The sequence below is a fragment of the Dactylosporangium sp. NPDC000521 genome (assembly GCF_042898305.1).
GTDB lineage: Bacteria > Actinomycetota > Actinomycetes > Mycobacteriales > Micromonosporaceae > Dactylosporangium.
This window is the reverse complement of sequence record NZ_JBIAYW010000017.1, coordinates 52,989-67,948: the sequence shown is the minus strand read 5'-3', so window position 1 is coordinate 67,948 and position 14,960 is coordinate 52,989. Positions and strand designations below refer to the sequence as shown.

The following is a 14,960-nucleotide window of genomic DNA, read 5'->3' as shown; positions in this document are numbered from 1 at the left end:
GTCGACAGTGAGCCATTCCGCGCAACCAGTTGATCACTGAAGGTTGTCATGTGGTGCGGTCGTGGTCGGTGTGGAGCAGGACGAGGGCGGCGGCGACGATTCTGCCGATCCGCCAAGGGCACAGACTGATGTTGCGGAGCGCTTTGAATGTGCCTTTGAGCAGGGCGTTGCCGCGTTCGGCGATGGCCCGCACGGCGTTGTGGGCGTGGTTGAGCTGCTGTTGGTGCAGGGCGAGCCGACCGTCCTTGGGTTTCTTGAACGCGATGGTGATGGTGTCGGCTTCGCCTTCGTAGCCCAGGTCGCCCAGGCTGCGCAGATCCCCCGCGGCGACGGTGAGAGCGGGCAGGATCTCCGCGTGGGCGCGGACCGCGGTGGTGTCGTGTTCCCGGCCGGGTCGTACGTCGGAGGTCCAGATGGGCCAGCCGTCCGGTGCGGTGACGACCTGGATGTTGCCGCCGTGCTGGTGGTGTTTGCCCGACCACCACAGGTCCACGCCCGGGGTCGGGCCAGGGGTGCGGCACCGGTCCGTCTCGATCAGGGTGCCGTCGATGGCGACGTGGCCGTAGCCGGCGGCCTTCGCCGCGATGAGCGCGCCGTGCAGGCCAGGTGACCGCTCGGCGAGGACGTCGATACCTTCGTGCAGATAGTCGTAGCCGGTCGAGACGCTGATCGCGTTGTCCACGGCCAGCTGGCTCATCCGGGTGCCGTCGCAGAACCAGCGCAGGAAAAGTACTGCCTGGTCATGACACGACAACGACCTGGTCCGCTGCCGGGTGCCACGGCGGGCGCGTTCGGCTGACAGCAGCCTGGTCAGGAAGTCCACCGTCTCGTCGCGTACCGGCAGGGACGCGGTGTATGTGACACTCATCGTCGGCGCAGAGCCCCATATGAAGTTGATCTGTGAGAGGACCACCTTCATACCGGGGTTCTGCGTCTTTTCGTTGCACCGCAACAGGTTCCGGCGTGTCGACCACCGCACCACCGAAGATCACCCAGCGTCAGCACCTCATTGCGCGGAATGGCTCAGTGGAACTCCACGATCGCCCCCTACGACCCTCAGACGACACCGGCGGCAGAACCCGACCGCGCTGCCTCAGCCCCGGCACCGATCCCGGCCGAGGCCACCCACCTGCTCACCCACCCCGCTCTGACCGGGATGTCCCGCGAGCAGTTCGACCAACTCGTCGCCGACCTCGAGCCCTGGCGCCGGACGCTGGCCGAAGCCGAACGACAGAAAAGGAAAGGCATCAACCGACGTGGTTACAACCCTGGCTTCGGTTTCCTCGACCACCGCCACCGCGTCCTGGCCGCGATCCTGAGCCGCCGCAACACCATCACACTCACTCTCGCGGCCCGGCTACTCGGCCGCGACCGCAACACACTCAGCTACCACGCTCACCGAACGATGCCCCTACTCAGCCTCGCCGGCGGACCTGCCGCCACCAAGATCCCCACAGAGCCCCGCAACACCCACCCGCCCCGCACGATCGAGGCCCTCCACAACACGATCGCCGCCGCAACAACCCCACGAAGCCACGCAGTAGTTACTTCGACCTGAAAAAGCGGTTTCGGCCGGTCGGTCGCTGAAGAGGTTCTGACCGGTCGGAGCCAGGTTGGTGTTGCCTGGCTTGTGTTTCAGGTGCTGGCGGCGGCGAGGATGGTGATCTTGTTGAGGTTGTGGGCGAGGACGCCGTATCCGCACCAGATCCGCGCACCGGTGAGCCCGTCGAGGCGGGTGCGGTCCCAGCCGTAGCGGTGTTTGAGGTGGCTGATCCGTCCTTCGCAGCCGGTTCGCCATTTGACGAGGCGACGGAAGCTGGGTTGTCGTTCGTGCGCTTGGCGGGCGGTGCCGGGTCTGCCTTTGCGTGGAATGGCAACGGTTTTCACGCCGAGGTCGTGCAGGTCGGTCTCGATGCCGGCTTCGCCGTAACCGCGGTCCGCGGTCGCCGCGCGGGGTGCCCGGCCGGTCCGGGCGGTGATCCGTTGGACCGCCGGCGCCAGCTGCGGGCCGTCGGCTGGGTTGCCCTCCTCGACGGTGTAGTCCAGGACGATGCCGTCCTCGTTGTCGACGACCTGGGCCTTGTACCCGAACTCGACGGGTTTGCCGAGGCGTCCCTTGGCGATCGGGCGAGCGTCGGGGTCGTGCAGACTCACCAGACGGGTCGCGGCGTCGGGTTTCGCGCCGGCCAGCCGGACCCGGGCCTGGGCGATCACCCGGTCGGTGCGCTCGATCATGACGGCGAGTTCGTTGACCGCGCGGCGCAGTCGGCCTTTCGCCCGGCCGGTCACCCGGGTCAGGGCGCGGCGGGCGTTGCGCAGCACCGTCTGCGCGTCGGTGGCGGTTCGCTGGGCCAGGCCGGCGAGTTCCCCGGTAATGCGGGCCACGGTGGCCTGCGCCTGTTCGCGGGCCTGCGCGCTCCGCAGCCGCAGATGGGCTGCGATCGCGCGGACCCGCCGCCCAGCCGAGCGGGTGCGGTCCCGGAACGGGGTCCGTGGCGCGGCGCCGACGGCCTTGATCCGACCGACGAGCCGGGACATGCGACTCACCGCGCGGGCCAGCAGCCCGGAGTCGGTCGGATAGTCAACGTTCGCCGACACCACGGTGGTGTCGGCGCGGACTTTTCCCGTCTTCACCACCCTCGCCTCGACCGCCTTGGCCAGCAGCTCGTCGTTGAGCGTGGCGATCGCCTCCTCCCCGCACCGGGTAGTGAGCTTCATCAGTGTGGTCGGGTGCGGCAACCGGCCGTCGATGTCGATACGGCAGAACCGCCGCCACGAGATCGAGTCGGACACCTCCGCGCACAGCGACTCGTAACCGAGGCGGTAGCGGTGCTTGAGGAACATCAACCGCAGATAGGTCTCCATCGGGATGCTCGGCCGGCCCATCCGCGCCGAGAAGTGCGGCACGAACGGGGCGAAGAACCGCTCATCGTCCAGCCAGGCATCGACGCGTTCCAGCTCCGCCGGTAGCCGCAGGCACACCTCCGGTAACACGGACTCCCACAACGACGGCTGCACGTTCCGCGTCCGCAGCATGACCGCAATCCCTTGCACGCCAACGACTTCCTGTCACCCACATGGTGACAGCCCGGCGCGTCCGGCACCGCCGGACGCGCCGACAACCATCTATCTACTTTTTCAGGTCGAAGTAGTTAGTTGACGCGTCCTGAACCGCTTCCAGTTCGTCGCCGACCACTCCGAACGCTACGGCGTGAAGCGGTTGTGCCAGGTCCTGGGCGTCGCCCGGTCCAGCTTCTACCACTGGAAGGCCTCCGCGGCCGCCCGCGCCGAGCGCGCCGCAGCCGACGCTCGGTTGGCTCAGCAGATCCGGACGGTGCATGCCGCGTTCGACGGCACCTACGGCGTGCCACGCATCACCCGCGAGCTGCGCGACACCGGCGTGCCGGTCAACCACAAACGGGTCGCCCGGGTGATGCGCCGCATCGGCCTGCAAAGGCTGCGGCTGCGCCGCCGGCACCGCACCACCGTCCCGGACCCGGCCGCCGCGAAGGCGCCGGACCTGATCGGCCGGGACTTCACCGCCGAGACCGTCAACCAGCGCTACGTCGGTGACATCACCTACCTCCCGTACGGCGACCGCGGGTTCCTCTACCTCGCCACCGTCATCGACCTGCACTCCCGCCGGCTCGCCGGATGGGCGATCGTCGATCACATGCGCACCGAACTCGTCCTGCACGCCCTGACCGCAGCTCAACGCACCCGCAGCAACCTCGGCGGCCTCAACGGTGCGATCCTGCACACCGACCACGGCGCCCAAACACGCATCGAAGGCATTCGCTGCCGCCTGCACCGCTGCCGGGGTCCGGCAGTCGATGAGCGCCATCGGCAGCAGCGCCGACAACGCCGCCGCCGAATCGTCAACGCCACCCTCAACGAGAAACCCTACAAGGCCGCCGCGCCTACACCGACGAACACGACGCCCGGCTCACCACCTTCCGCTGGCTGACCCGCTACAACACCGTCCGGCGCCACTCACGCCTCGGACATCGATCACCAATCGCCTACGAGACCATGCAAACGACATCAGCTACCCTGCCCCAAGCCGCATAATCGAGTGTCCAAGATCAGGGGGTGAAGCCCCGTGGCCGTCATCTCGGTGTCGGTGATCGTGGCGTCGGTGGTGACCACGTTGGTGATGATCCGTGGCATGTCCGGGTCACAGGTCTCGCTCAGGTGCACCTTGTAGCCGGGCCAGCCGTTGCCACGTTTGAGGCCGTAGCGGGCGTCGGTGTCATAGGGCGAGGCCAGCCGGTCTCTGCTCGGCGGGAGGTCTTTGCCCTCCCGCCAGCGCACCTCCTGACCGTCTCGCTGGTACTGCTGCTCCCATGCCTGGGCCAGGACCTGCACCGCCGGGATCTCTTGCAGCCACGCCGGGGCACTGGACGCGGCGACCGCGTCCAGGATCAGGTAGCCGTCCCGGCCCACCTGTTCAGCCCAGCGACGGCGCACGTCCTCGCCTTTCGGGAAGTGGTAGGAATCGATCCGTGTCCCGTATCGCTCGGCCCACCCCGCGTCGATCATCGGGGCCAGCCAGTCCGGTGCGGCGGCGGCCAGGGCTTCCAGGGCCGCCCGCAGTGTCTCGCCGACGAACTCCATTCGGTTCAGCGTGCGCACCGCGGCGAGTACATGCGTGGAATCGGTGCGCTGCCGACCACCGGCGCGCAGCAGCCCGTGCCGCGCGCATCGGTCCAGGATCACGTCCAGGACCTTCTCCTCCAGGTCATGCTTGATCAGCCGGGCCCGGAAATCGGCCAGCACCGTGAAGTCGAACCCGGCATCGTCGAGTTCCAGACCGAGCAGGTACTTCCAATCGATCCTCGCCCGGACCTGGTCGGCGGCCTGCCTGTCGCTGAGCCCTTCGGCGTACTGCAACACCGATACCAGCGCCGACGCTCCCGGAGAGGCCGCCGGACGGCCCACCGCCGAGAACGCCCGCACGAACAACTCGTCAGTGAACAACGGGCCGAGCGCGTCGCGGATCCGGACCGCGAGAGTGCCCTTCGGGAACGACGCCCGGACCACCCGCGCGGTCAACTCCGGCACGCCACGGTCACCCCACGCTTCCAGCGACACGCTCGACCCGTTCCACCCGACGAATCCGACAATCATGCCAACAGAGGGGTTCGAGTTCTCTGGCCATTCGCCAACGGAGTCATTCACGGGCGGGTAGTTGACGCGTACATCTCCTCAATGACGGCGGCGTGCTTCGAGGCGACGACGCGGCGGCGGAGCTTCAGGGACGGGGTGATCTCGCCGGTTTCGGGGGTCCAGGCGGACGGCATGATGCGGAAGGTCTTGATCTGCTCGGGGCGGGACAGGCGCTCGTTGACCGAGGCGACCACCGCCGACACCGCCGCGTGGACCGCCGGGTCGGAGGCGAGCGCGGCGAGGCTGACGTCGGCCAGGCCCTGTGATGCGGCCCAGATGGGGGCCACCTCCTCGTCGAGGACGATGAGCGCGGTGATGTACGGGCGCCGGTCGCCGATCGTGACGGCCTGGCCGATCAGCGGGCTGACCCGCAGCAGGTTCTCGATCTGTGCGGGGGAGATGTTCTTCCCGCTGGACGTGATGATGAGCTCCTTCTTGCGGTCGGTGATGGTGAGGAACCCGTCCGCGTCGACGGCGCCGACGTCGCCGGTGGAGAGCCAGCCGTCGGTGTCCACAATGGACTGCGTCGAGCCGTCGGGGTCGAGGTACCCGAGGCAGACCAGCGGGCCGCGGACCTGGATCTCGCCGTCGTCGAGCAGGCGCAGCTCCATGCCGGCGTTGGCCCGGCCGACGGTGCCGGGGCGGAAGGTCGTGGGCGTGTTGATGGTCGCGGTGCCGGTCGTCTCCGTCATGCCCCACACCTCGAGCACGTCGACGCCGAGGCCGGCCAGGAACAGCAGCACCTCCACGGGGATCGGCGCGGCGCCGCTGCCGGCCCAGCGCATCTCGTCGAGGCCGAGCAGGGCACGCATCGGTGCCAGTACCGCGGCGTCCATGGCGGCGAGCTGCGCTGTCTGCTCCTCGGTGAGGATCTTCCCGTCGGCGCGGGCGTGGAAGCTCTCCCGGGCCAGGCCGCTGGCGGTCTCGAACGCGGCCCGGACGGCGGGGTCGGCGGCGCCAAGCTGGGCCTGCACGCCGGCGGCCATCTTCTCCCAGACGCGGGGGACGCCGAAGAACGAGTGCGGCCGGACCGCGCGCAGCGCGGCGACGAGCTGCTTGCCGTCGGTGACGATCGTGGCGTGCCCGACGCGGTAGAGCAGGTTGTAGATGCCCAGGACGCGTTCGGCGATGTGCGCGAGCGGCAGGTACGCGAGGGTGCGCGGGTGGTCGGGCACCTCCACCTGCCCTTCCAGGACCGCGCACTGGTAGACGACGTTGCGGTGCGACAGCAGCACGCCCTTGGGGTCGCCGGTGGTGCCGGAGGTGTAGAGCAGCGTGACGGGCTGCTCGGTGCGCACCTGCCGCCAGGCCTGCTCGAACACGGACGGGTCGGCGGCGTGCAGCGCGGCCCCGTCGGAGGCCACTGTGGACAGTGCGGTCGTCCCCGCCTGTACCGCGTCCTCCTCGACGACGATGACGTGTTCGACGCCGGGAAGCTCCCCGAGGACGGCCTGCCAGCGGCGCAGCTCGGGCAGTCCGTTGACCACGAGGATCTTCGCCGCGCTGTGCTGGGCGATGTACCGCAGCTGTTCGGCGCTGAGGGTGGCGTACGCGGTGCAGGGGACGGCGCCGAGGTGCACGGCGGCGAGGTCGGCGACCCAGTGCTCGATGCGGCTCGGCAGGCTCATGATCATGCGGTCGCCGGGGGAGAGGCCGAGGGCGCTCAGCCCGCGGGCCATGGCGGCGACCCGGTCACGCAGCTCCAGCCAGGTGGCGGAGTCGTCGGTGCCGAAGGTGCTCAGCGCCACCAGGTCGGGGTGTTCGGTGGCGTTGCGGTGCAGTAGTGCGGGAATGCTCGTGCCGGCGGCGATGTCCGCGCAGCGCGTCGCGAGGTCCAGGTTGGCGGTCATGGACTCAGCCTCCTCGGCCGACGGATCAGCTCTGGGAGGGACTGTAACTCGCGACTAACTTATTGGGAAGAGACCCGACGTCAGGCGCGTGAACCGTGACTCACGCGTGCAAAGCCGCCAGTGCAAGACCGGCGGTCTGCGAGGAGTAGCCCGGGGTGCGGTCGAAGCCGCCCAGGCGGCCGATGTCGGTGACCACGTTGAGCGCCGCGTGCACGAGGACCCGCGCGTCGGCGACCGGCAGCTCCGGCCGGACCGCTCCGACGAGCCGCACCCACTCCTCGACGTGCAGGCGCTGCGCCCCGCGCAGCTGGTGCCGGTCGGTGTCGGGCAGGTTGTTGTTCTCGGCCAGGTAGACCGCGACCAGGTCGCTCTGGCCGAACGCGAAGTCGACGTAGGCCGCCACGACCCGCCGCAGCGCGTCGGCGGGGTCGCTCGCCTCCGCGATCGCCGTGCTCGTCGCGCCGGTGAGCCGGTCCGTGGCCCGGTAGTAGGCGGCCGCGAGCAGGTCGGCCTTGCTCGGGAAGTACCGGTAGACGCTGGACGCCTGCATGCCCGCCGCGCGGCCGATGTCCTCGACGGGGACGGCGTGGAAGCCGTGCCGGTGGAAGAGCCGGATCGCCTCGATGAGCAGCAGCTCGCGGCGCGACGCCGGCTTGATCACCGCGGGTGTGTCCACGCCGCCCGCCGGCAGCTGCGGCGGGTCGGCGCGCAGGAGGGTCCACGCGACCCGGGTCAGCAGCCGCGCGGTGTCGGTGCCGGTGGCCGCCACGCGGTGCGTGGTGACGCTGCCGAACGCGCTGAGCGCGGCGTTGACCAGCAGCTCCGCCTGGCCCGCGGCCAGTTCGGGCCGCTCGGCGCGCAGCGGCCCGGCGAGCCGGCCGACCAGCTCGGCGAGGCCGGCGCCGAACTCGCGGCGGTGCTCCCCGGTGAGGTACCGCCGCTCCCACTGGTACAGCCCGGCGGCGCGGCGCTTGGCCACGGCGACGTCGGCGACCGCGGCGAGCAGCTCGTCCAGGGTGCCCTCGGTGGTGGCGGCGAGCAGCGCGTTGACGACGTCCCGGGTGGCGTGCACGAGGATCGCGTACTTGTTCGGGAAGTGGCGGTAGACCGCGGGGCCGCTGATGCCGACGACCGCGGCGATCTCGTCGACGGACACCCCGTGGTAGCCCCGCTCGCAGAACAGCTCGGCGCCGGCCAGGGCGATGCGGTCCTTGCGGTCCTTGGGCCGCTTCGCCGGCGTGGCGGATCCCGCGCTGTTCGCTGCTGTTCGCACGGGGTACAGGTTAGCGCTGCCGCGACAACGCTTGACAACAGAGCGCACCGGCACAGAAAGTTAGGCGGGATTCGCATCAGAGAGCGTCTAGGCGAGGAGCGGCCATGGCACCCGAGGCGTACATCTACGACGCGCTGCGCACGCCGCGCGGCCGCGGCAAGCCCACCGGAGCACTGCACTCGGTGAAGCCGGTGTCGCTCGTCAGCGGCCTGATCGAGGAGGCGCTGCGCCGCGCGCCGGGCCTGGACCCGGCCCGGATCGACGACGTCGTGCTCGGCGTCGTGTCACCGCTCGGCGACCAGGGCGCCGACATCGCCAAGACCGCCGCCCTCGCCGCCGGGCTGCCCGACACGGTCGCCGGCGTGCAGCTCAACCGGTTCTGCGCCTCCGGCCTCGAGGCGGTGAACCTCGCCGCGCAGAAGGTCCGGTCCGGCTGGGAGGACCTCGTCCTCGCCGGCGGCGTCGAGTCGATGTCGCGGGTGCCGATGGGCTCCGACGGCGGCGCCTGGGCCCTCGACCCGGAGACCAACTACGACACCGGCTTCGTGCCGCAGGGCATCGGCGCCGACCTGATCGCCACCCTCGACGGGTACAGCCGCGAAGACGTCGACCGCTACGCGTTGCAGTCGCAGACCCGCGCCGCGAAGGCATGGGCCAACGGCTACTTCGCCCGGTCCGTGGTGCCGGTGAAGGACCGAAACGGGCTGGTCGTCCTCGACCGCGACGAGCACCTGCGAGCGTCCACGTTGGAGGGTCTCGGGCAGCTGCCGGCGTCGTTCGCGACGATCGGTGAGATGGGCGGCTTCGACGCGGTGGCGCTGCAGCGGTACCACTGGGTCGAGCGGATCGAGCACGTGCACACCGCCGGCAACTCCTCCGGCATCGTCGACGGCGCGTCGCTCGTCGTCATCGGCAACGAGGCGGCCGGCACCGCCGCCGGCCTCACGCCACGCGCCCGCGTCGTCGCCACCGCGGTCAGCGGCGCCGACCCGACCATCATGCTCACCGGCCCGGCACCCGCCGCCCGCAAGGCCCTCGCGAAGGCCGGCCTCGGCGTCGACGACCTGGATCTCGTCGAGATCAATGAGGCGTTCGCGGCCGTGGTACTGCGGTTCGTCGCCGACCTGGGGCTCAGCATGGACATCGTCAACGTCAACGGGGGCGCCATCGCCATGGGCCACCCGCTCGGCGCGACCGGCGCCATGATCCTCGGCACCCTCACCGACGAGCTGGAGCGGCGCGGCGGCCGCTACGGCCTCGCCACGCTCTGCGTCGGCGGCGGCATGGGCATCGCAACCGTCATCGAACGCCTGTAGGGGGACACAGACATGGCTGACACCATCCGCTGGGAGCGCGGCGAGGACGGGATCGTCCTGCTGACCCTCGACCACCCGGGGCGCTCCGCGAACGTGATGAACGACGAGTTCGGCGAGAGCCTCGTCGCCACCGTGGACCGGCTGGAACGCGAGCGCGACGACATCACCGGCGTCATCCTCACCTCCGCCAAGCAGACGTTCTTCGCCGGCGGCGACCTCGAGTCGCTGCTGCGGCTCGACGACGCCGCGGCGATCGACGCCGACACGCGCCGCCTCAAGCAGGCGCTGCGCCGCCTCGAGACGCTCGGCCGGCCGGTGGTCGCCGCGATCAACGGCTCCGCGCTCGGCGGTGGGCTGGAGATCGCGCTCGCCTGCCACCACCGGGTCGCCGCCGACGACGCCCGCGTCGAGATCGGGTTCCCCGAGGTGACGCTCGGGCTGCTGCCCGGCGCCGGCGGGGTCGTGCGCACCGTGCGGCTGCTCGGCATCGCCGACGCGCTCACCAACTGGCTCGTGCGCGGGCAGCGGCACCGGCCCTCCGCCGCGCTCGAACACGGCCTGGTGCACGAGGTCGCGCCCCGCGAGGAGCTCCTCGACCGGGCGAAGGCGTGGATTCTCGCGAACCCGGGCGCGGTCCAGCCGTACGACGTGAAGGGCTACCGCATCCCCGGCGGCACACCCGCGACACCCGCGCTCGCGGCCCAGCTCCCGGCGTTTCCTGCGACCCTGCGCAAGCAGCTGAAGGGCGCCCCGTACCCGGCGCCACGCAACATCCTCGCCGCCGCTGTCGAGGGCGCCCAGGTCGACCTGGAGACGGCGTTCGTCATCGAGGGCCGCTACTTCATCGAGCTCGCCACCGGCCAGATCGCCAAGAACATGATCAAGGCGCTGTTCTTCGACGTGCAGGCCGCCAACGCGCGTGGCGCCGGGTCACAGACGTTCGGCAGGGTGGCGGTCCTCGGCGCGGGGATGATGGGCGCGGCGATCGCGTACGTGTGCGCGAAGGCCGGCATGCAGGTGCTGCTGAAGGACGTCACCGTCGAGGCGGCCGCCCGCGGCAAGCAGTACGCGGTGCGCGTGCTGTCGAAGAAGCCGTTCCTGCCGGCTGAGGAGATCCTGGCCCGGATCACCCCGACCGCCGACGCCGCCGACCTGGCCGGGTGTGACCTGGTCATCGAGGCGGTGTTCGAGGACCCGGGCCTGAAGCACAAGGTGTTCGCCGAGATCCAGGACGTCGTAGCGCCGGACGCGCTGCTGTGCTCCAACACCTCGACGCTGCCGATCTCGGCCCTCGCCGAAGGGGTGACCCGCCGGGAGGACTTCGTCGGGCTGCACTTCTTCTCACCCGTGGACAAGATGCCCCTGGTCGAGGTGATCAAGGGCGCTGAGACGTCCGACGCCGCCGTGGACCGGGCACTGGGTGTGGTGCGGCAGCTGAAGAAGACGCCGATCGTCGTCAACGACAGCCGCGGGTTCTTCACCAGCCGCGTCATCGGCACATTCACCAACGAGGGCGTCTCGATGCTCGCCGAGGGCATCCCCGCCGCCACCATCGAGCAGGCCAGCTCGCAGGCCGGGTACCCCGCACCGGTCCTCGCCCTCATGGACGAGCTCACCCTCACCCTGCCCCAGAAGATCCGCCAGGAGACCGCGGCCGCGATCGTCGCCGGCGGCGGCACCTGGACCCCCCACGCCGCCGATGCCGTCATCGACCACCTGATCGCCGCCGGCCGGCCCGGCCGTTCCGGCGGCGCCGGCTTCTACGACTACCAGGCCGGCCGGCGTTCCACCCTCTGGCCCGGCCTGCGCGACGCCTTCGGCGGCACCAACCTCGACGTCCCCTTCACCGACCTCATCGAGCGGATGCTGTTCATCGAGACCCTTGAAACCATTCGCTGCCTCGAGGAGGGCGTCCTGACCTCGGCCGTGGACGCCAACGTCGGCTCCATCCTCGGCATCGGCTACCCGGCCTGGACCGGCGGTGTCCTGCAGTACGCCAACCAGTACCGGGGCGGCCTGCCCGGCTTCACCGCCCGCGCGTCGGAGCTCGCCGCCCGCTACGGCGGCCGCTTCGACCCGCCCCAGCTCCTGCTCGACAAGGCCGCCCGCGGCGAACGCTTCGAATAGCCGTCGTGAGGGTGCGGGGTCCAGCCCCGCACCCTCTGCCGCGCCGTGCCCTTCCGGTGAGCCGTGCCCTTCCTGCGAGTGATACAACGGACGGTGACGCGGAGGAGGGCGGTTGGTGATCGACGTGCACCGTGCTGTCGGAGTGCTGAGCGACGAGGTCCGGCGTGCGCGGCCGAGCACCCGCCCCTGAACTGCCCCCTGGACCCAGGTTCGCCCTGGTCATCGCCACCGCGACGTATGCCGATCCCGCACTGAGCCAGCTGCGCGCGCCCGCCCACGACGCGGCCGGCCTCGCCGAGGTCCTCGCCGACCCCGCCATCGGCGCGTTCGCGGTGTCGTCGCTCATCGACCGGACCGCACACGACATCCGCGTCGAGGTGGAGGACTTCCTCACCGGCCGGGAACCCGACGATCTGGTCGTCGTGTACCTGTCGTGCCACGGCGTGCGGGACCGGCGCGGACGGCTGTACTTCGCCGCGACCGACTCCCGGACCACCCACCTCGGCTCCACCGGCATCGAGTCGAGGTGGCTGCTCGAACAGCTCGACGAGTGCAGAGCCCGCCAGGTCGTCATCCTCGACTGCTGCTTCAGCGGAGCGTTCTCCGACGGGGCGAAGGGCGAGCCGGAGGTCAACCTCGAACGGCACCTCATCGGCAGCAGCGGTCGCGGCCGGGCGGTGCTCACCGCGTCCAGGGCCGGCGAGTACTCGTTCGAAGGCGAGGTGCTGCCGGGCGCGCTCGTCGCCGGGTCGGTGTTCACCACCGGCATGATCGAGGGCCTGCGGTCAGGCGACGCGGACACCGACCGGGACGGCTACATCTGCGTCGACGACGCCTACGCCTACGCGTTCGAGTACGTCCGCAGGCGGCAGGCGGCACAGACGCCACAGCGGTGGATCTTCGGCGGCGAGGGCAAGATCGTGCTCGCCCGCAGCCTCGCCGGCGCCGTGATCAAGCCGGTGCCGCTGCCGGCCTCGCTGCGCACCGCCCTCGACAGCCAGCACCCTGAGGTCAGGCTCGGCGCCGTGACGACCCTCGGGCAGTGGCTCGGTGGCTCGCCGGGCCGTGCGGTGACCGCCAGGCGGGTGCTGGAAGAGCTGGCAGGCCAGGAGATCCCGCCGGTCGTCGCGGCGGCGCGGGCCCTGCTGTCGGCGCACCCCGCCGATGCCGGCCCCGACGAACCGCCGGCGCCGCAGGACGGCACCCTCGACCTGCAGAGCGTGCACGCGGCCCGCGCCGAGGCGGAGCAGATCGTCGGTGCCGCCCAGCAGGAGTACGACGAGATCATCGCCGAGGCGAAGGCCCAGGTCGAGGCGGCCACCCTCGCCAGGGCGAAGGCCGAGCAGGACGCGGTCCTCGCCGTGCACGCCGCCGAGCAGGCGGAGCAGCGGCTACGGGCGGCCGAGCAGGCCGCGGACGAGGCGAAGGCCGAGGCCGCCGCGATCGGGGAGGAAGTGGCTCACCTCCGGGCGCTGCGCACGGCGTCCATGAACGAGGCGGCGGCCCGGAAGGAGACTGCGGCGCGGCGGCACCGGGAGGTGACCCGCGGCCCGATGGGCAGCCGGGCCGCGGCAGGGCGGCTCCTCGGCGACGACGTCGACGGCCCGCCCCCGCCTGTGCCCTTCCCGCATCCCGCCTGGGAGCCCTCCGGGCTGGACCTGCCGCCGCAGCCGGGCCTGCTCACCGAAGGCCGCGGATATGACCCCGCGGCGGTGGACGAGTACTTCGACCGTGCCCGCGCTGCCCTCACCGCCGGATCGGTGCTGATCCCCGACCCGCCGGTCTTCCCATCGGTACGGCGCGGATACCATCCCGGCGCCGTCGACCTCTACGTTCACCTGCTTCGCACGACGGCGGCGCTGCGTGGCGCCGAGGCGCAGGCCATGACATCGAAGGTGTTCGGCACCATGGTTCGCAGGTCGCAGTACCTGGGCCTCCGTCTGCGCACCGTGCTGCACCAGCTGACGGACCGGGAGCAGGACCCGGACCGGCTGACGGAGCTGTTGCGGCTGGACCACTTGTCCGGCCGGATCCGCCGGTCCGGCGAGACGTTGCTCGCCCTCGCGGGCGCCGATCCGCTTCGTTCCCGCCATGAACCGGCATCCGTGGCCGACGTGCTGCTCAGCGCGCAGTCCGAGATCGAGGACTTCACCCGCCTCCGCTTCATGGTGTTCGACCGGCGCGCGAACATCGCCGGCTTCGCGGTCTTCGACGTGGTCCACCTGATCGCGGAGCTGCTCGACAACGCCACGACGTTCTCCCCGCCCGACGCCATGGTCGACGTCACTGCTCGCCGGATCGGTGACGGCCTGCACATCACCGTCGAGGACGCCGGAATCGGGATCTCGCCCGGCCACCTCCTCGAGCTCAACGACCAGCTCACCCGCCCCGGCCCGCCCTCCTCCAACAGGATGGTCGGGCTTTACGCGGTGAGCCACCTGGCGGCGCGCCATGGCATCACGGTCCGGCTGTTCCCCACCCCCGCCGGCGGTACTGTGGCGGACGTGCGGATCCCGGCGCAGCTGCTGGTCTGACACCGCCGCCTGGTGCGATGGGCGGTCGTGCTCGCGTCACGTGGTCAGCACGGCTCGTGTCCCAGCGTGATGCTGACGTAGGTGTACTCGTCGAGGAGCTTGGCGAGCGTGACCGACGGGCGGCCGAGGAACGCGGGAAGCGAAGCGTCGTCGGTGCCGGTCGCGGCGACCAGGGCCGCGGCCCAGGCCCGGCCCAGGGCGAGGTGGCGGGTGAAGGCCGCGCCGTCACGGGCACCGTGCAGCGTGACCGCGATGGCGGCGTCCCAGGGCATCACGGTGTCGGGGCGCAGCGCGTACAGGGCCTTGGCGGCGGCGGTCGGGCCGAGCGTGCGGCGGGGACCGGCCGGCACGGCGGCCAGGGTGGCGTACGCCGTGCCGAGCGCGGCCAGGTCGCCGTCGGAGGCCAGCCGCAGCGGACCGGCCGGCAGCGTCGCGCCGGACGCGGCCCACCAGCCGGCGATCCCGGCGTCGAACAGGTCCGGCTCGCCGTCGCGCGGATACCGGATGCGGCAGCCCCACGAGTTGAGCCAGCGGTGCAGCAGCCGCCGGTGCTCCGGCCGGTCGAGGTCCGGGCCCGGCGCGGTCCGCGCGACGAAGTCGTGCCAGGTCCGGTCGGCGTTGGCGTAGCCGTTGAAGACCGCGACGGAGTGGGCGAGCCGCTCCACGGTCGGGGGCGGCAGCGTCACGCCGA

General features: G+C 71.1%; 11 protein-coding genes and 1 pseudogene. 6 read left to right on the top strand and 6 right to left on the bottom strand.

Translation table 11 applies throughout. The features are described 5' to 3' along the window. Positions 1-46 precede the first annotated feature (46 nt). Complete coding sequence (locus ACFY3L_RS39730; RefSeq protein ID WP_389336690.1) at positions 47-868, bottom strand: transposase family protein; 822 nt, start codon at positions 866-868, stop codon at positions 47-49. 150 nt (positions 869-1,018) lie between these two features. Between ACFY3L_RS39730 and ACFY3L_RS39725 the strand changes: the two genes are divergently transcribed. Next, positions 1,019-1,558 carry a hypothetical protein gene (locus tag ACFY3L_RS39725; protein WP_389336687.1) on the top strand — a complete coding sequence of 180 codons (540 nt, stop codon included), beginning with the start codon at positions 1,019-1,021 and terminating at the stop codon, positions 1,556-1,558. 77 nt (positions 1,559-1,635) lie between these two features. Here ACFY3L_RS39725 and ACFY3L_RS39720 read toward each other — a convergent pair whose 3' ends face one another. Then, positions 1,636-3,036 (bottom strand): ISNCY family transposase, encoded by a 1,401-nt coding sequence (locus tag ACFY3L_RS39720; RefSeq protein ID WP_389336684.1) that lies wholly within the window; start codon positions 3,034-3,036, stop codon positions 1,636-1,638. Positions 3,037-3,166: 130 nt separating this feature from the next. On the opposite strand from ACFY3L_RS39720, the gene ACFY3L_RS39715 reads away from it, so the two are divergent. Together ACFY3L_RS39715 and ACFY3L_RS39710 are read left to right on the top strand one after the other, a co-directional pair. Beyond that, positions 3,167-3,967, top strand: a complete 801-nt coding sequence (locus ACFY3L_RS39715; RefSeq protein WP_389337049.1) for an IS3 family transposase — start codon at positions 3,167-3,169, stop codon at positions 3,965-3,967. Beyond that, positions 3,961-4,071, top strand: a pseudogene (locus ACFY3L_RS39710) (hypothetical protein); the annotation flags it as partial. The gene ACFY3L_RS39715 and the pseudogene ACFY3L_RS39710, both read left to right, overlap by 7 nt. Here the strand turns inward: ACFY3L_RS39710 and ACFY3L_RS39705 are convergent. The 3 genes from ACFY3L_RS39705 to ACFY3L_RS39695 all read right to left on the bottom strand — a co-directional run bounded on the left by ACFY3L_RS39705 (position 4,045) and on the right by ACFY3L_RS39695 (position 8,292). Further along, entirely contained in the window at positions 4,045-5,130 is a 1,086-nt protein-coding gene (locus ACFY3L_RS39705) for a transposase (RefSeq protein ID WP_389336681.1), read from the bottom strand. The pseudogene ACFY3L_RS39710 and the gene ACFY3L_RS39705 sit on opposite strands and share 27 nt — an antisense overlap. A 47-nt stretch (positions 5,131-5,177) precedes the next feature. Next, the gene (locus ACFY3L_RS39700; RefSeq protein ID WP_389336678.1) at positions 5,178-7,019 is read right to left on the bottom strand and encodes an AMP-dependent synthetase/ligase; all 1,842 of its coding nucleotides are present in this window, start codon (positions 7,017-7,019) and stop codon (positions 5,178-5,180) included. Between the two features lie 100 nt (positions 7,020-7,119). Next, a complete protein-coding gene (locus tag ACFY3L_RS39695) occupies positions 7,120-8,292 on the bottom strand; it encodes a TetR/AcrR family transcriptional regulator (RefSeq protein WP_389336675.1) in 1,173 nt (390 codons plus the stop codon). Positions 8,293-8,396: 104 nt separating this feature from the next. Here ACFY3L_RS39695 and ACFY3L_RS39690 point away from each other — a divergent pair, with 104 nt between their 5' ends. The 3 genes from ACFY3L_RS39690 (at position 8,397) to ACFY3L_RS39680 (ending at position 14,269) form a co-directional block, all read left to right on the top strand. Continuing rightward, positions 8,397-9,608, top strand: coding sequence for an acetyl-CoA C-acetyltransferase (locus tag ACFY3L_RS39690; protein WP_389336672.1), 1,212 nt, complete (start codon positions 8,397-8,399; stop codon positions 9,606-9,608). A 12-nt stretch (positions 9,609-9,620) separates the two neighbouring features. Next, a complete protein-coding gene (locus tag ACFY3L_RS39685) occupies positions 9,621-11,735 on the top strand; it encodes a 3-hydroxyacyl-CoA dehydrogenase NAD-binding domain-containing protein (protein ID WP_389336669.1) in 2,115 nt (704 codons plus the stop codon). Positions 11,736-11,899: 164 nt separating this feature from the next. Next, complete coding sequence (locus ACFY3L_RS39680; RefSeq protein WP_389336666.1) at positions 11,900-14,269, top strand: ATP-binding protein; 2,370 nt, start codon at positions 11,900-11,902, stop codon at positions 14,267-14,269. Between the two features lie 44 nt (positions 14,270-14,313). On the opposite strand, the gene ACFY3L_RS39675 is transcribed toward ACFY3L_RS39680, so the two are convergent. Then, entirely contained in the window at positions 14,314-14,955 is a 642-nt protein-coding gene (locus ACFY3L_RS39675; RefSeq protein WP_389336663.1) for a hypothetical protein, read from the bottom strand. Positions 14,956-14,960 lie beyond the last annotated feature (5 nt).